Genomic DNA, 17,060 nt, shown 5'->3' with positions numbered 1-17,060 from the left:
CACTTTGGTCAGGCTCTAAGTCAAAGAAATCGAACTTTTCTATCAACCAACTTACAAAATAGACATCTCCTGCTCTCTCTCATTTTGGGTGCTCCCTTCCATGTGAAAGATGTCTTTCAGTATCTTCCTCAGCAACCTCACACCAGTTCCAGACTTCGTGAGCGCCATGACCCACTCCCGCAAAAAAAATCAGAAAGAAAGCATCGCCAGAGAGCCTTTCTCACATCAAACGAATCGAATCTGTATCCGTCTCCTTTGTATTCAATTCCTTCGTAACAAATCTCACCGTTTTACCTTTCTTATCTTATAAAAATTCCTGAGCCAGTTTCCAGGTGAGTTCCTGATGATGTCTGTCGTGACCGGATTGATATGTGTGAAAATCTACATACTGATCTATTTCATGAGGGGCATCTGTCCATCCTCTAGCAAGATGAATGGAAACTGCTCGGTTTGTGTCTTCCTTTATTGTCTTCGCAATAACCGAATAGTATTTTATCGTTTCAGCGGTTCTAAAATCAACATCTCCAGGGGGCTATTTCAAAAACAATGTGCAAGATATGGAAAATAAAGCAAGGGAGATGATAATCTCCCTCGCAAGGTGAGTCTGTCCAGACAATCATAGTGGATGGTACAGGGATAGGGTACAGAAAAAAGGCCACACTGGATGAGAGAAGTACAGGTGAGGAAGGTGAAAGAGGTAAGGTGGTTGTGTCAAAAGGAAAGTACAAGTTGGTTGAGTGTATTGAGACAGGAAGATGTGGAATGGGAGGAATACGAGGAAAGATAATGAGATAGAAGGATTGTTTGGGAATTTGAAGATGAAGCTATCTGGGTATAGTGCAGCGTGCAGGGAAGATATGGCTATGGTGTTTGCTCTTGTGAGGTTTCTTGTCTGCAATATGTATGTGTATATTTTTTTCCATCTTTATATCACCTCTTTTTTGTGTTCTCTCGTGCTGTCATCCCTCACTTTTCCCATTTTTTGAAACGCCGCCTCGTGTACCTTGCACTCCCCGCTCCTACGAATGTAATAGTAGGCGTCTCGCTACCTCCTTTCAATGGATGACTTCCACACCTTTTTCCCTGAATATTTCATACTGGTTCTCCGGTGGTTTCTTTTCCGTGATCAGGTAATCGATCTTTTCTGTAGGTATCAAATGAGCCAAAGATCTCTTGCCTAACTTACTGAAATCAGCAAGAACGAGTATTTCCTCTGCTTTTTCAACGAAGATCTTCTTTATCCCCATCTCCATTGTGTTTATTTCATAGGTTCCTTCTTCTGCTGTCACACCTCTGCAAGAAACGAATACTTTTTTTACAGAGAAGTTCTTTCCGCATTCTATCGTCAGAGATCCTTCCACAGCAAGGTTTTCTGGGTTCACTTTTCCTGCGAGGAGGATAACGCTTATATTAAGATTCCTCGAGAGCTCCATAGCAGTGAGAAGATTGTTCGTTATGACATGGACAGATTTTTGAGATGAAGCCAAGTGCTTTGCGAAGATGTGTGCTGTGGTGCTTGCATCCAGGAAGATGATGTCGTTGTCTTTCACAAAGTCCAGAGCGAGTTGAGCTATCTTTTCCTTCGCCTCCCTGTTTATCGAGAGCCTCCTCATGAAATCTGTTTCTTTCTCGAAATAGTTCACTTTTCTGATGCCACCGTGTACTTTTCTTACCAGATTCCTCTTCACCAGTTCTGCCACATCTCTTCTCACGGTGATCATTGAAACACCAAGTTTCTCTTGAAGATCCTTCATGCTGACAAAACCGTTTCTGTCGACGAACTCGAGAATTTCTTTTAAACGCTCTTCTTTCACGTTATCCCTCCTTCCTTTTCGAAAGATTTTATCACAGATATCGTTGACTTTTGTGATTAATTTATGATAAATTTATGTTTGAATTCATACTCAGAGGTGATAAAAAATGAATGGTGCAAGAAGATGGTACTTCCCCGATGGGTACATCCCAGGTGGTAAAAAGGGTTATCTTGTCTCCCACGAGTCGTTGTGTATCGTGAACGTAAGCGAGGAAACCGCGAGGATAAAGATCCAATTTCTTTTTGAAAACAAAGATCCAGAGATTCACGAGATAACAGTACTCCCGAAAAGGAGTCTACATTTAAGACTGGATAGATTAGGTATACCACGATGTACACCATACAGCATTGTAGCAGAAAGTTCTGTTCCTGTTGTTATGCAACTTTCGCGTCTCGATGTAGGAAAGGACCATCACACTTTGATGACAACAATTGGCTACTGGGAGGAGTGATAACCATGGAGAAGTTTTTCAAAGAGCTGGATGAGCTGAAGTTCGAACTTCCCTCCTGGGCGTTCAGTGATACGGGAACGAGGTTTGCCGTCTTCCACGAAGAAGGAGCTGCCCGCAACGTTTTCGAACGAATAGAGGATGCGGCACTCGTTCATGAACTCACAGGTTGTTGTCCTTCCGTTGCTCTTCACATTCCCTGGGACAGGGTGGAGGACTGGGAAGAGCTGAAGGAGTTCGCAAAAGAGAAAGGCCTGAAGATAGGAGCCATCAACCCAAATCTCTTTCAGGATCCAGACTACAAGTATGGAAGCCTCACCAACCCCAGTGAAAAGACCAGAAAGAAAGCGATCGCACACGTGATGGAATGTGTGGATATAGCAGAGAAAACGGGTTCGAAGGTGATCAGTCTGTGGCTTGCAGACGGAACGGACTATCCTGGACAGGACGATTTCCGTTCTAGAAAGAAGAGACTCGAAGAGTCTCTTAAATACATTTACGAAAGCATGCCAGAAGACATGTACCTCTTCATAGAGTACAAGTTCTTCGAACCTGCCTTCTATCACACGGATATACCAGATTGGGGAACGAGTTATCTCCTCTCGGAGAAACTGGGCGAGCGGGCGCTTGTGCTTGTTGACCTGGGACACCATGCCCAGGGAACGAACATAGAGTACATCGTGTCAACCTTGCTTTCGGAGAGAAAACTTGGTGGGTTTCATTTGAACAACAGAAAGTACGCGGACGACGACCTCACGATTGCTTCCATAAACCCTTACGAGGTGTTCCTGATCTTCAAAGAGATCGTCTTCGCCAGGAGAGACCCCGAGCTTTCAGATTTCGCAAAGAAAGTTGTGCTCATGTTCGATCAGGCGCACATCACGAAGCCGAAAATCCTCGCGATGATACAATCCGTTGTGGTGGCTCAGGAACTCTTTGCAAAGGCTCTCCTCATCGACGAAGAATGCCTGAAAGAGGCCCAGAGAAAGTGCGATGTGGTGGAGGCAGAGGAGATCTTGTTGGACGCCTTCCGAACGGATGTGAGACCTCTTCTGAGGGAGTACAGAAAGCGAAAAAACCTCCCGGAAGATCCGATAAAAAAATTCAGGAAGGGAGACTACATGAAGAAGAGAAGGGAAGAGAGAAGATGAGAGAAGTTGTAAAGGAGATTCAAAAGATTGCTTACTGGCTTGCTATGAAAGGTCTTTCTGAGGCAAACGCGGGAAACATCTCTGTTCGGGTCGATGAAGTGCCATCCAGTTACAAAGTGAAGTCTGTGGAGGCGTATGGTTTCGAGTACGATGGTCCTGAGATGTACCTTCTGATCACAGCAACGGGATCGAGAATGAGAGAAATCTGCGAGGACGAAAGCAAGATCTGCCTTCTCCACATCCTTCCCGGAAAGTACTACGAGATACTCCACGGAGAAGGGAAACCCACCAGCGAATTTCCAACGCATCTGATGATCCAAGCGAGGTTCAAGGAGATGAACTCGGAGAAAAGAGCGATCGTTCACACACACCCCCTGAACCTTCTCACGCTGATGAACCTGAAAGATTTTCACACGCTCTTGTCGAAGATGATGAGGATACATCCGGAGGTCCTCATCTTTTTTCCACAAGGGATCTCTGTGATCGAGTTCGAAAAACCGGGGAGTGTGGAGCTCGGTTTGAAGACTGTTGAAAAGTCCCAGGGCAAAGACGCCGTCCTGTGGGACAAACACGGGGTCGTCGCGTTCGGAAAAGACGTCTCGGAGGCCTACGACAAAGTCGAGATCCTGGAGAAGGCGGCGGAGATCCTCCTGAAGGTGCTCAGCCTTGGAAGGGATCCAACGGGTGTTCCGGAGGGATGGCTATGAAGGTGCTTGCAATAGATCTTGGGGCAACGAACGGGAAGATCTATGAGGTAGCGTTGAAAGAAAAGTTAACGGTGAAGGAGTTGAAGAGGTTTCGAACGGAAGGGATTTTTCTTCCAGGAAGAGATAGAGAACACTTTCTGTGGAACCTTCCGAAATTCTACGAGGAGATAAGAAGCGTTCTGGAATCGTCGGATGCACAGGCTGTGGGGATTGACACCTGGGGAGTGGACTTTGCACTGTTCGACGGGAAAGGAAGACTCATCTCCCTTCCATACCACTACAGAGACATCAGAACAAAAGGGGTTATGGAAAAAGTGCTCAAGGTTGTGCCGAAGGAAGAAGTCTACAGAGAAACAGGGATCCAGTTCATGGAGATAAACACGCTCTACCAGCTCTACTCAATGGTACTCGAAGGTGATCCTTTCCTGAAGATCGCCAGTGGTTTTCTGATGATACCTGACGTGTTCAATCTCTGGCTTTCTGGCGAAATGGTGAGTGAGCAGACAATCGCCAGTACCTCTCAATGTTACAGCGTTCCGAAAGAAAAGTGGGCCTTCAACGTTCTGGAAAAGCTTTCCATCCCAACTGAAATCTTCCCGGAAGTGGTACCACCAGGGACTGTCTTGGGAAAATGCAGGATGAAGAGGAATGTGAAAGTGATCGCTACCACCTGTCATGATACTGCCTCCGCTGTCGTGGCCGTGCCGTTCGAAGAAGATGGAATCTACATCAGCTCTGGAACCTGGTTTCTCATAGGAACAGAGCTGAACAAACCCCTCTTGACAGAGGAAGCGATGAAGAGAAACTTCACGAACGAAAGAGGATACGGGAAAATTAGATTTCTGAAGAACACAACGGGCATGTGGTTACTCGAGGAATGCAACAGGGTGTGGAGAAGAGATTACTCCGATATCGTGAAGATTGCTGAGAATAGCCCGAAGTTCCAGGTGTTCCTTGATCCGGACAGAGAAGAATTTCTCCACCCTGGAAACATGTTGAAGAGAATCAGAGATTACCTCGAAAAGACAGGTCAGAGGGTTTTGGACAACATAGGAGAAATCTCCCGTCTCATCTTTGAGTCCCTCGCCTTCAACAGTAGGTGGATCGTGGAACAGATAGAAAGTCTCACGGGGAAAAGGTATGAGAAGATACACATTGTGGGAGGGGCAGTGAGAAACGATCTTCTGATGGATTTCATCGCGAGCGCAACGGGAAAAACTGTGATCGCCGGCCCCATTGATGCTACTCCAGTTGGGAACGCCCTCGCCCAGTTCATTGCCATGGGGGAGATAAAGGATCTCGACGAGGCAAGAGAAATCGTGAGGAGGTCCTTCGAGCTGAAAGTCTTCGAGCCGAAGAATTCAGAGGAGTGGGATGAAAAGTACGAAGAGTGGAGAAAGTACAAGGCGATGGAAGTATGAACCTGGAGGAGCTGAGAGATCCCGGCGTATGGTACAGGCCTGCTCCGTTCTGGAGCTGGAACGACAAACTCTGTGAAGAAGAATTGTTGAGACAGATAGACGAGATGCACAAGAAAGGATACGGTGGTTTTTTCATACACTCAAGAGTGGGCCTCGTGACGGAGTACCTTTCCGACAAATGGATGAGACTTGTGAAAAGCTGTGCAGAACATGCCAGAAAGCTCGGTATGCTGGCTTGGCTCTACGACGAAGACAAGTGGCCCTCCGGGTTTGCAGGTGGAACTGTTCCACTCGAAAGCCCTAGATACCGTCATAAGTTTCTTGCGCTCCTGAGAAGAGACCAGATCGAACCTGAGGATGAAGTGCTGGGAAAGGTGAAAAGGAACAATGAAGAGCTCTTCGTTGTGAAGCGCACGATGAAACTGGGAGATCCCTGGTTCAACGGTACCTGCTATGTGGATCTTCTCTCGAAAGAAACCACGGAAGCGTTCATCAGATCAACCCACGAGAAGTACAAGAAGATGTGTGGTGAGCTCTTCGGTATTTCGATTCCGGGGATCTTCACCGACGAACCCACTTATCTGAGGGTTCACTATCCGAAAAATCCCACTCTTCCCTGGACAGATCAATTCCCGGAAGAGTTTTTGAAAAGGAAGGGTTATGACATCAGAGAACATTTCGAAGAACTCTTTTTCAACACGGGAGATTACATGAAAGTGCGGTATGATTTCTTCGACGTTGCAACTGCTCTTTTCATCGAAAATTTCACGATACCTTACGCGAGGTGGTGTGAAGAGAACAGAATCGCTATGACAGGTCATTACATGGCGGAGGACACGCTCAGAGAACAGGTTGAGTGGGTCGGAGCTGCTATGCCACACTACGAGTACATGCAAATACCGGGGGTTGACAAACTGGCACGTCATCTGAAGCAGGTGGTCACGATAAAACAGGTATCTTCGGTGGCGGAGCAGCTGGGAAAGAAACGGGTGCTCTGCGAAACGTTCGGCACAGCGGGTCAGCACGTGAGTTTCCTCCACAGAAAGTGGATCGCGGACTGGCAGGCTGTTCTTGGGATCACTTACATAAATCCGCATCTCAGCCTCTACTCGATGAGGGGAGAAAGAAAGAGGGATTATCCACCGAATCTCTTCTACCAGCAGCCCTGGTGGGAGAACGAAAAACAATTCTCTGACTACCTTGCCAGGTTGAATTACTTACTGACACATGGAAAGAGAGAAGTGAAGGTATTGGTGATCCATCCGATCACTTCTGCGTGGTGTGTGTATTCGAAGTTCGACGATGAGATCGATAGACTCAACGAATCGTTCGACGCGACCGTGAAAGAACTCGTCTCGAATAGAATAGATTTCCACCTCGGTGATGAAGCAATCCTCTCGAGACACGGGAAAGTGAAGGAAGGAAGACTCGCGGTGGGAAGTTACGAGTACGACATCGTTATGATCCCGCCCCTGCTGAACCTGAGACGTTCAACGGTGGATCTTTTGAATGAATTTTCGAAGAACGGCGGAAAGATCTTCGTTTTGAAAGATGGGAACTTCCTCCCAGAGAGGGTGGAGGGAGGAAGGGAAAGACCGGAGTTTCTCGAAAAGGCCAGTGTTTTTGAAAATCTCCAGGATCTTGTCGAATCACTCAGGAACGTTGCCTCCGTTGAGGTTACAGACAAAAAAACGGGAAAGAACGCAAGGTCCGTGATTGCACAGAAAAGGTTGTTCGAAGACGGTTCGTACCTTCTCTTTCTTGCGAACACAGACATCGATCGGGAAGTTCATTGTCAAATGAGGTTGAAAGAGGAAAAGAAACATATCTACGCGATCGATATTTTCGGCTTTGCTATGGTGGAATTGAGGGAAAGGGAGTTCACCATGCATCCGGCATCGAGCCTGGTGATCTGGGTAACGGACGAAGAGATTCCAGCACAGAGAAGAAGTGTGATCACAACGGGTGTGGTTCTGAAAAGGAAATTCGAACTTGAAAAGGTGTTCTGCGAGTTCGATGTGGAAATGGACAGCTACAACGTTCTGCCGGTGGACAGGGTAGATGTCTTCGAAGCGAATGAAAAGGTTTTCAGGGATGAATACGTTTCAAAGATCTGGTACGAGTTTTATAGACTGCCGGAGGGAACTCCGTTCAGGGTAGTGTATTCGTTTGAGATTAGGAAAAAGCCCGGGAAACTCTTTCTTGTCGTCGAGTGTGCGGAAAACCTCGACAAAATCACGGTGAACGGTCACGAGGTAACGTTCAAAAGGAAAGGTTGTGCTTTCAACGAGGAAGAGTGTTTCCTGGACGTGAACTTCGGGAAGATGGATATCACAGAGTTCGTCGAAGAAGGAAACAACATCGTTGTTTTAGAAGGAAGAAAGAGCAACAACATCACAGGGCCCGGCTGTCACGAGAAGGTGAAAGATCCGGAGAATCACAGACCCACGGAGGTGGAGACGATCTATCTTGTTGGGAATTTTTCCCTCGTGAACGTGGACGGGACGAGGTACGTGATCGATGCACCGAAAGCACCGGACCATAGAGACATCACACAGAGCGGATTTCCATTCTACGCAGGTTCCTTCACACTGAAAAGAATCTTTGAGATGAAAAAGAACCCAGGAAGAAAATACTTCCTCAAACTGAACAATGTGAAGGCCGCATCGGTGAAGGTGTTTCTAAACGGGAAGTTCGTGAGGAATCTCTTCTGGGAACCGTTCATGATGGAGATCACGGATGCTCTTCACGATGGAAAAAACGAACTAAAGCTTGTTCTCACCAACACGCTTTTCAACTTGATAGAGGCAAACCACAAAGTGGACGTTCTTGAGGAGTCATTCAGAAAACCGTGGAGTTTCATCGACTTTGAGCGTCACACGGACAGGTACATTCTCCTGCCGTTCGGCCTGGAAAATGCCGTCGTACTCAGTTCTTCTTCACTATGAACCTCGGCTTTCTTTTGAACCTGAAGATTTTTCTCAAAAAGAGAAGAAGCGGGCATCTGAACGCCATCGTTTCACTCCTTCCTGTAATCGATCACCTGGAAGGTTCTCAACCTGTTGTTCCTGGATTCTTTCCACTCCACTTCTATGGGGAAAGCAAACTCCGGCTGAAGCCTGCCCTCTTTCACCCACTTTCTTGACGCCTCATTTCTGTAGATCGCGGGATTCGCAAGAACGAAAAGTTTAATGGGTTTGTCGACAACCACCACTTCATCTATCGTTTCTTCTCTTGAGAGTCTCTCGACGATCTTTTCGACGATCTTCCCAGGTGGAAGAGGTTTCACGTTCACCAGTGCGACGTTTCTGGAAAGGGGTCCCGCGATCTTCACGTTGGCGAGTTCTGGCGTGAAGTTGTGTTCTTCAAGTATGTTCAGAAGGATCTCGTTTGCCACCGAGACCGCTTTTCCATGATAATTCGGATTTATGAGCATCTTCAAAAGATGCTTAAGCTTGCAGCCTTCTCTTCCAGCAGATTCTCCTATCTTTTTCACCTCTATACCGAGGTGTTCCAACATAGCGTTTATCTCGGCTTTTCCTACTCTGTAAAGGGGTGAGTAAACCCCATCGAAGACCTTCAGGCCCGCTTTTCCCCAGCTGTCCGAGGCATTGGCACCGCTTGCAACAAGATGTTTACCCGCGTACGCTTTCACAAGGTGTGTCTTCACGTTCCTCGTACAGGCATTGCAGGAAGGTCCATACCTCCAAACCTTCTCCTGAAGTCCATTTGACGAGATGAAGGTGTGTTTCAACCCGTACTTTTCAGCGAAGTTTCGGACGATCTGTCTGGACCTCTCGTAGGTATAAGGTCCCCAGTCAACGGTAACAAGTTCTACCCTCTCTTTTCCGAGGGCCATCTTCGCAAGGATTGCAACGAGGGAGCTGTCCTTTCCTCCAGAGAAGGCAACGTAGAGTTTGCCGTCTTTTACAGTTTCTTCTATGTCCTCAACGATTTCTCTTATAGTCTCTTCAACTCGAATCTCACTTCACCTCCGTCGAGAGTTAAAACGGCATAAGAACCTTCAGCAAGGCTTCCGGGGTTCAAAAATCTCACTCCTGCTTTCGTGGTGTCTTCAGGTTCGTGCGTGTGTCCAAACAAAATCACCTTCGGCTTTTCGTTGAATACTCTGAGGAGACGTTCTTTCAGGTTCCAGGGAGCGCCCCAGCCGTGGCACATTCCGATGGTCACACTCTCCATAAGGAGCACCTTAGAAAACGAAAGGTGCTCCTTTACATCCGGATAATCCATGTTTCCGTGAACTCCATAGAATTCCCTGGAAAGTTTTTCCAAGAGAATCACCGTATCGAGATCCACGTAGTCCCCAAGTCCTATCACTCCGTCGTATTCTTTCAAAGCGTTTACGATCTCATCGGGAAGACCTGACATTCGTACAGGAACGTGCGAGTCGGAGATCACGAGGAACCGCTTCACGGTGGATCACCCCAATATCGTGTTGTCTATCAATCTTGCTTTCCCAACCCAGGCGGCAACTGCAACAATCACTTTCCGATCGATCTTCTCAACCGACTCGAGCGTTTCTTCATCCACGATCTCTACGTAGTCTATTCTTACCTTGTTGAACTTGGACAGATATTTGATCATTTCTTCCTTTATTCGAGTAGCATCCCTTTCACCGTTCAAAAAAAGATTTTCTGCGATCTTCAAAGACTGATACAGGGCAAGAGCCTGCTTTCTTTCTTCGGCCGTGAGATAGACGTTTCTCGAACTCATTGCAAGACCGTCTGGTTCTCTCACTATGGGACACTCTATCATCTCAACATCCATGTTCAGGTCCCTCACCATTCGTCTCAGCACTCTGAACTGCTGTGCATCCTTTTGACCGAAATACGCCCTGTGTGGTTTTACAATGTTGAAGAGCTTTGTGACCACCGTGCACACCCCGCGGAAATGGCCGGGTCTGGATCTACCACACAGAGGTTTTGAAAGCTTCGCCTCCTCAACGTAAGTGGAAAAGTCAGGTGGATACATCTCTTCCACAGACGGGTGAAAAACACAGTCCACGTTCTCTTTTTCGAGGAGTCTTCTGTCTCTCTCGAAATCCCTTGGATACCTCTCGTAATCTTCGCTGGGCCCGAACTGGGTAGGATTTACAAAGATGCTCACCACGACCACGTCGTTTTCCGCCCTTGCTCGTTTTACAAGTGACAGATGTCCTTCGTGGAGGTATCCCATGGTGGGAACAAAGCCGATTGTCTTTTTTCTCTCTCTCATCTCTTCAGAGAATCTTTTCATTTCTTCTACGGTCTCTATGATCTTCATTTTCTCGCCTCCCCCGACTTGCAGAGAATCTCTTCGCAAAATTTCCTTTCCACGAGGTTCCATACCATTTCTCCTATGGGATTGTTCACCCCTGCCAAGTAGTCTGCGAGATGAAGGTGAAGACATTTCAACTTGGTAAAGTTCCTGATACCCCCACTTCCCACCTTTATAAGAAGTTCATGGAAAGGATGATCTTTCGGTAGAAGCTCTGCTCTTTTTTTTATGATCTCAATGTGCGCTTTCTTCATCCTTTGCTGGAGTTCCCTTTCCCTTTCTAACTTTTCCTCGAACTTCTTTATATAACCCTGGGCTTCGAGTTTCGAGACTTCCTTTTTCAGATGGGGACAGGTGAGCCAGTAGAGTGTAGGAAAGGGCTTTCCATCTTTGATAGGGAAGCTCTCTATGACGACCGGGTATCCGTGAGGGCACCGAAAAGCTACTCGTCTCATGTTTGTGATTTTTCTGCCCAGCTGCCATTCTACGATCTTTTCATCACGAGGGTCACCCATTCTCTTTCCTGCTTCCTTTCTAAAAGGCTCCATCCCTTTTCCCGGGCTTTTTCCCTGACAATATCTTCCTTTGTATCCACAATACCGGAAAGGATTAAAACGGATTCCTCGTGCGTGACTCTGTTCACGTCTTCGAGGAGTTTCAGGTGGATCTCCGCAAGAATGTTGGAGACAACGAGATCAAAAACACCCTCGACTTCGATAAGAAGATCGGACCTCTTCACGATCATGTCTACATTGTTTTTCCAAGCGTTTTCCTTCGCTATCTCGACCGCTTGCTCGTCCACATCCACCGCCATTACAAAGGATGCACCGAGCTTTTTTGAAATGATGGCAAGGATTCCAGTCCCACAGCCAACATCGAGGACTCTACTGTTTTCTCTCAGGTATCTCTTCAAAAAGAACACGCTCATCTGGGTGGTGGGATGAAGACCCGTTCCGAAGGCGATTCCTGGAGAGAGTTTTACCACGATTTTATCCCTTCTCACCATCTTCTCCGTGGGATCTATCACCACACCTTCCACAATCTCGAAGGGTTCCAGCTCAACTGTCCAGTCCTTTGGTGTGGTTACCTTCTCGTTTAAAGGTTTCCAATTGCTCAAAAAAGAAGGAAGAGTTTCCCATTCCTGAAGATACACTTTGAGCAGTCTGTTTCCTCTCTTGTCTTCTTCTATCACGAAGCAGAAGAATTCTTCCTGATAAAATCTTTCCAGCAGTTCCTCTTCTTTCATTCTCAATGGAAAGACCAGTTCCCTAAACCTCATCGATCTTTCTTATTCTCCTTTCGTGCCTTCCACCATCGAAGGGCGTTGAAAGAAAAGTGTCGACTATCCAAAAAGCGAGTTCCGGCCCGATGAGTCTCCCCGGAAGAACGAGCACGTTTGCGTTGTTGTGTGATCTCGCCAGCTTTGCCATTTCTGGAAAGAGACAGAGGGCTGCCCTTATGCCCCTGTACCTATTTGCCGCTATCGACATACCGAGTCCTGTACCACAAAGCAGTATCCCATAGTCCACCTCGTTCGACAGGACAGAGCACACGACTTTTTTAGCGTAATCCGGGTAGTCGACGGATTCTTCAGAATGTGTTCCGTGATCCAACACCTCGATGCTTTTGTTCTGGAGGTAGTTTTTCACTTTCTCTTTTAGTTCGAACGCAGCGTGATCGGATGCGATTGCTATTTTCACTTCCTCAGCACCTCCTCCATAGCTTCCGATATTGTGTCGTATATCTTCACGATCCGATCGAGGTTTGTTATCGAGAGCACCCTTTCCACCTTCTCATTGGGGGATATCAGGGCGAAAAACCCTCCCATACTGTTCACGCTCTTCAGAATATTCACAATAACTCCGAGGCTGAAGCTGTCTATACTCTCCACGTCAGACAGCATGAGAAGGATCTTGTTGTACCCCTTGTTCAGAAACTCATCGAACACCCATTTTTTGAAGAGGTGAGCGTTTTCTATGTTCAGTTCCTTGTTCGGCATAAGTATCACAACTCCATCCATGATCTTGTAAGGAAACACGTCCTATCCCCCCCCTTACAGCTTTCTGAACACCCCAACCACTTTCCCGAGGATCCTCACCTTCTCCGCCTGAAAGCACATAGAAGTCATTTCCCTGTTGGCCGGTCTCAGTTCGACCATTTCACCCTTCTGGAAGAACTTCTTCAGAGTAACCTCTCCTTCCACCATCGCGGCTACGATATCTCCATTTTGAGCCCAGCTCTGCCTCCTCACAAGAACGAGGTCCCCATCACAGATATGCTCTTCTATCATACTCTCGCCTTTTACCCTCAAAAGGAAGTGCTCATAACCTGGAGAAAGAAAAGCACTCGGAACATCCATATAATCTTCAAGATACTCCACCGCTTCTCTTTTCTCTCCTGCTCTGACTTCCCCGATCAGCGGTACTCTATTTCTGATCCTCCTGACGACCTTCAGAGCTCTTGGTTTCCCACTTTTCCTTTCAAGGTAGCCTTTTTTCTCAAGAGCAATCAGGTGAAGCTGAGCACCCCGGGGGGTTATTCTGAAACGACGGGCGATCTCCCTCACCGAAGGAGGATAGCCGTTTTTTTCTATGAACTCTTCTATGAAAAGCAGAACACTTCTTTGTTTCTGGGTGAGATCCCTCACGTGTCGAACACCACCTTCGTCTTTATTGTTTCATTTTCCCTTTCAAAGTTCAAAAGGTGATAGGTGAGTGCTTTTACTTCTGTACCCTCTTTTTTTCTGATTTTCTTGAAAACCGTTCTGATGCCATCTTCTATAAACTCCACACGCCAGGGAGCCCATCCCCTTGAAATCTCGAGTATCCAGTCGTTCACTGTGTCGAAAAAGTTGTCCTCTGTTTCTTCAGATGAATAGATTTTCTCTTTCTCCTCACCCTCACCGAAAACGATCCTTTCCTCTTCAAGGAGGATGTTTTTCGCCTCTTCCAAAAGGTCAAGAAAAGACCTTCCCGATATTTCGTAAGCCACATCAGCAGTGTGCTCGATCTGTCTTCTCAATCTTTCACCACCGCCACCTTAGAAATGGTGTCGCTACCGAGTTCGATGAGTTTTACACCCTTTGTTACCCTTCCGATGACACCGATCTCTGAAACAGGTATTCTTATCATCATACCGTTTTTTGTGGCCACAACGATCTCCTCGTCTCCTTTCACGTACCTCACAGCCACCACGTGACCGGTCTTACTCACATCGGAGATGTTCCTGAGGCCTGTTCCACCCCTCTTCTGAACCCTGTAAAGTTGAACAGGAGTTCTCTTGCCAAATCCCCTCTCGGTCACCGTAAGAATTTCCCCCTCTTCCAAGGGAACAACGTCCATGCTCACAACCTCATCCCCTGGCTGGAGCCTTATGGCCTGAACACCGGCTGCGTTCCTTCCCATCCTCCTCACATCACTTACAGGAAACCTTATGATCATGCCCAGCCTTGTTGCCACCACGAGTGTCTCTTTTTCGCTGGTGCTCACCCTGACACTCACAATTTCGTCGGCCGACTCTATCTTGATCGCCCTTACACCACGGTTATTGGTGGCGTTTTCGAACTCTTCAAGAGCGGTTCTTTTGATCTTTCCAGACTTCGTGACGATCACAAGATCCTTTCCTTTACCGTTCAAAGGAACGAGTGCAACGATCCTCTCTGTGTCCTTAAGGTTCAGGAAAGCAGAGATGTGTTTTCCACGCGTGTTTCGGCCGGTTGTCTCGATCTGGTAGTTCTTCAGAACGTAAGCTTTTCCGAGGTTGGTGATGAAGAGGGTCGAGGAGGTGTTCCTTGTAACGGCCACGAACTCCACTTCATCGTCTTTCGAAAGTTTTGAAACGGTGACCCCTTTTCCTCCCCGCCTCTGCGATCTATAACTGCTCAAAGGAGTGCTCTTCAGATATCCCTTGTGACTGAGTGTGATAACGATGTCCTCTTCCACAATGAGCTCTTTCACATCGTACTTGATCTCCTCGTCCGTGATTTCGGTTCTCCTCGGATCACCATAGCGCTCTTTCAGGTAGAGGAATTCTTTCTTCATTATCTCCCTTACTTTCTCGTCCTTTTCGAGGACCTCCTTCACTTCTGAAATCTTCTTCACCAGGTCCGAGTACTCGTTCTGGAGGTTCTCTATTTCAAGGGAAGTGAGCCTTGAAAGCCTCATATCGAGAATCGTCTTAGCTTGGGCTTCGGTTATCTCGAGAGTTTCCATCAAGGAACGCTTGGCCGACTCCACGTCTTTGCTGTTTCTGATAATGTCGACCACCACTCCTATTGCTCTTGTCGCCTTCAGAAGACCTTCTACAACGTGAGCCCGCTTGGTGTATTTTTCGTACTCATACTCGGCTCTTCTCCTGATGACCTCGAACCGATGTTCCAAGAACGCATCGAGCAGTTCTTTCAGGTTCATCAACCTTGGCCTCTTGTTCTTGTCTATGACCAGCATCTGTACATTGAAGTAATCCTGAAGGGAAGTTCTCTTGTAGAGGTTGTTTATTATGATCTCTTCGTTGGCATCTTTCGGTATCTCCACGACGACTCGCATTCCGCGTTTGTCAGATTCGTCCCTTATATTTCTTACAGGAAGAGACTCGTCGTCTTTTACGAGTTTTGCTATTTGCTCTATGAGACCCGCCTTGCTGACACCGTACGGGATCTCCGTGATCACGATTTTCTTCAGTTTCTTTCCTTTTCCTTCCTCAACGTGTACCTTCCCCCTGACTACGATCCTGCCCCTTCCTTCTTCGTAAACTTTCTTCAACTCCGAACCGTTCACAACCACAGCCCCTGTAGGAAAGTCCGGCCCCTTGATGAACTGCATGAGATCTTCAACACTGGCATCTGGATGGTCTATCAGGTACACCAGAGCGTCCACAGTTTCCGATAGATTGTGCGGAGGAATGTTGGTGGCCATTCCAACAGCTATACCGGAGGCACCGTTTATTATGAGATTTGGCACCTTCGAGGGGAGTACTTCGGGTTCCTTCAATGTACCGTCGAAGTTGTCGACCATGTTTACCGTATTCCTGTCTATGTCCTCCAGCATTTCCTCTGCGAGTCTGGTGAGCCTTGCTTCCGTGTACCTCATAGCAGCAGGGGGATCTCTGTCTATCGACCCGAAGTTCCCCTGTCCTTCTATGAGGGGATACCTCATCGTGAAAGGCTGGGCCATCCTCACAAGAGCATCGTAGACCGGAGCGTCTCCATGGGGGTGGTACTTACCCATCACTTCACCGACGATCCTCGCACTCTTTTTCGTCGACGAGTTGTGGGTGAGCCCAAGCTCGTACATTCCGTACAGAATACGCCTTTGAACCGGCTTGAGGCCATCTCTTACATCGGGGATGGCCCTTCCCACTATGACGCTCATCGAATAGAGAAGGTATGAATCAACGAGCTCGTCTTCAATCGGTCTGTTTATCAGAATTTCCGGCATTCACATCCCTCCGTTAAGACACCCTGACACCCGGTGTGATATCTCCGTCAACGGTCAGAAGTCTCAAAGTGTCACCGGTCTTTGCAGCAAGCAGCATTCCCTGAGACTCTATTCCCATGAGTTTCGCCGGCTTCAGGTTCGCCACAACAATGATAGTTTTTCCTATGAGCTCTTCGGGTCTGTAATATTCGGCCACTCCAGCAACTATCTGTCTTTTCTCCGTTCCGAGGTCGACGATCAGTTTGATGAGCTTCCTGGAATTCGGAATCTTTTCAGCTTCGAGAACCTTGGCGGTGCGGAGATCCACCTTCGCGAAATCGTCTATGGTGATCAGGTTCTGTTCAATCGACACTGTCTCCACCACCTTTTTGAACGTCTTCGTGTCTATTTTCTTGAATAGAGGTTCTCCATGGTGCACACTCGCCTCTGCTCTCAAAACTCCCCAGGTTTCAAGATGATCTCTATGAGGGTTCTCATCAAAAGAAACTCTCCTGAAGATTTCTTGCGAGGTGTCTGGCATCACAGGTAGTGTCATCAGAGCCACTTTAAAAACAGCTTCAAGTGAGTTGTAAAGCACCGTTCCAAGTCTCTCCAATTTTCCTTCTTTTGCCAGGATCCAGGGTTTTGTATCGTTGAAATATTTGTTCGCATCTGCTATAAACTCCCATATTTTATCCAGCGCCTCTGTTAGCCTGTAGGAATCCATGAGATCGCAGTACACATTTTTCGGTTCGAAGAACCTTTCCTTCAACCAACTGTCGAGACCTTCTTCGTTCGATGGAGAAGGAAGTTTGCCGTTGAAGTACT

The 17,060-nt window shown here is 47.3% G+C and carries 17 protein-coding genes; 5 read left to right on the top strand and 12 right to left on the bottom strand.

Features of this window, described 5'->3' with window-relative positions; genetic code table 11:
* Window positions 1–1,055: 1,055 nt before the first annotated feature.
* Window positions 1,056–1,814 carry a DeoR/GlpR family DNA-binding transcription regulator gene (locus J7K79_RS08360; RefSeq protein ID WP_296907471.1) on the bottom strand — a complete coding sequence of 253 codons (759 nt, stop codon included), beginning with the start codon at window positions 1,812–1,814 and terminating at the stop codon, window positions 1,056–1,058.
* Between the two features lie 106 nt (window positions 1,815–1,920).
* On the opposite strand from J7K79_RS08360, the gene J7K79_RS08355 reads away from it, so the two are divergent.
* Genes J7K79_RS08355 through J7K79_RS08335 form a run of 5 tightly spaced genes read left to right on the top strand, consistent with a single transcriptional unit; the run spans window position 1,921 to window position 8,489 of the window.
* Window positions 1,921–2,265 (top strand): sensory rhodopsin transducer, encoded by a 345-nt coding sequence (locus tag J7K79_RS08355; RefSeq protein ID WP_296907469.1) that lies wholly within the window; start codon window positions 1,921–1,923, stop codon window positions 2,263–2,265.
* A gap of 5 nt (window positions 2,266–2,270) precedes the next feature.
* Window positions 2,271–3,413 carry an L-rhamnose isomerase gene (rhaI, locus tag J7K79_RS08350; protein WP_296907466.1) on the top strand — a complete coding sequence of 381 codons (1,143 nt, stop codon included), beginning with the start codon at window positions 2,271–2,273 and terminating at the stop codon, window positions 3,411–3,413.
* Window positions 3,410–4,120, top strand: a complete 711-nt coding sequence (rhaD, locus tag J7K79_RS08345; protein WP_296907463.1) for a rhamnulose-1-phosphate aldolase — start codon at window positions 3,410–3,412, stop codon at window positions 4,118–4,120. The genes rhaI and rhaD overlap by 4 nt, the downstream gene beginning before the upstream one ends.
* Window positions 4,117–5,541: a rhamnulokinase family protein gene (locus tag J7K79_RS08340; RefSeq protein ID WP_296907460.1), complete on the top strand. Its 1,425-nt coding sequence runs from the start codon at window positions 4,117–4,119 to the stop codon at window positions 5,539–5,541. The genes rhaD and J7K79_RS08340 overlap by 4 nt, the downstream gene beginning before the upstream one ends.
* Entirely contained in the window at window positions 5,538–8,489 is a 2,952-nt protein-coding gene (locus tag J7K79_RS08335) for an alpha-L-rhamnosidase (RefSeq protein WP_296907458.1), read from the top strand. Before J7K79_RS08340 ends, J7K79_RS08335 begins: the two co-directional genes overlap by 4 nt.
* A 71-nt stretch (window positions 8,490–8,560) precedes the next feature.
* On the opposite strand, the gene J7K79_RS08330 is transcribed toward J7K79_RS08335, so the two are convergent.
* From J7K79_RS08330 to metG, 11 genes are all read right to left on the bottom strand, one after another.
* A complete protein-coding gene (locus J7K79_RS08330; RefSeq protein WP_366932611.1) occupies window positions 8,561–9,505 on the bottom strand; it encodes an ExsB family protein in 945 nt (314 codons plus the stop codon).
* Window positions 9,502–9,975: a metallophosphoesterase gene (locus J7K79_RS08325; RefSeq protein ID WP_296907455.1), complete on the bottom strand. Its 474-nt coding sequence runs from the start codon at window positions 9,973–9,975 to the stop codon at window positions 9,502–9,504. Before J7K79_RS08325 ends, J7K79_RS08330 begins: the two co-directional genes overlap by 4 nt.
* A gap of 6 nt (window positions 9,976–9,981) precedes the next feature.
* Window positions 9,982–10,824, bottom strand: a complete 843-nt coding sequence (panC, locus tag J7K79_RS08320; RefSeq protein ID WP_296907452.1) for a pantoate--beta-alanine ligase — start codon at window positions 10,822–10,824, stop codon at window positions 9,982–9,984.
* Window positions 10,821–11,333 (bottom strand): DUF501 domain-containing protein, encoded by a 513-nt coding sequence (locus J7K79_RS08315; RefSeq protein ID WP_296907450.1) that lies wholly within the window; start codon window positions 11,331–11,333, stop codon window positions 10,821–10,823. The genes panC and J7K79_RS08315 overlap by 4 nt, the downstream gene beginning before the upstream one ends.
* Window positions 11,303–12,097: a 50S ribosomal protein L11 methyltransferase gene (locus J7K79_RS08310; RefSeq protein WP_296907448.1), complete on the bottom strand. Its 795-nt coding sequence runs from the start codon at window positions 12,095–12,097 to the stop codon at window positions 11,303–11,305. The genes J7K79_RS08315 and J7K79_RS08310 overlap by 31 nt, the downstream gene beginning before the upstream one ends.
* A complete protein-coding gene (gene rpiB, locus J7K79_RS08305) occupies window positions 12,087–12,518 on the bottom strand; it encodes a ribose 5-phosphate isomerase B (RefSeq protein WP_296907446.1) in 432 nt (143 codons plus the stop codon). Before rpiB ends, J7K79_RS08310 begins: the two co-directional genes overlap by 11 nt.
* A complete protein-coding gene (locus tag J7K79_RS08300) occupies window positions 12,515–12,856 on the bottom strand; it encodes an anti-sigma factor antagonist (protein WP_296907444.1) in 342 nt (113 codons plus the stop codon). Before J7K79_RS08300 ends, rpiB begins: the two co-directional genes overlap by 4 nt.
* 15 nt (window positions 12,857–12,871) lie before the next feature.
* Entirely contained in the window at window positions 12,872–13,465 is a 594-nt protein-coding gene (lexA, locus tag J7K79_RS08295) for a transcriptional repressor LexA (protein WP_296907441.1), read from the bottom strand.
* Window positions 13,462–13,839, bottom strand: a complete 378-nt coding sequence (locus J7K79_RS08290) for an archease (protein ID WP_296907440.1) — start codon at window positions 13,837–13,839, stop codon at window positions 13,462–13,464. The genes lexA and J7K79_RS08290 overlap by 4 nt, the downstream gene beginning before the upstream one ends.
* Window positions 13,836–16,253: a DNA gyrase subunit A gene (gyrA, locus tag J7K79_RS08285; RefSeq protein ID WP_296907437.1), complete on the bottom strand. Its 2,418-nt coding sequence runs from the start codon at window positions 16,251–16,253 to the stop codon at window positions 13,836–13,838. The genes J7K79_RS08290 and gyrA overlap by 4 nt, the downstream gene beginning before the upstream one ends.
* A 13-nt stretch (window positions 16,254–16,266) precedes the next feature.
* On the bottom strand, window positions 16,267–17,060 hold a 794-nt coding region (gene metG, locus J7K79_RS08280; RefSeq protein ID WP_296907435.1), incomplete at its 5' end, for a methionine--tRNA ligase subunit beta.

This window comes from Thermotoga sp., assembly GCF_021162145.1.
Lineage (GTDB): Bacteria > Thermotogota > Thermotogae > Thermotogales > Thermotogaceae > Thermotoga.
The sequence above is the reverse complement of the archived record's forward strand: the minus strand, read 5'-3'. Positions and strand labels throughout refer to the sequence as shown.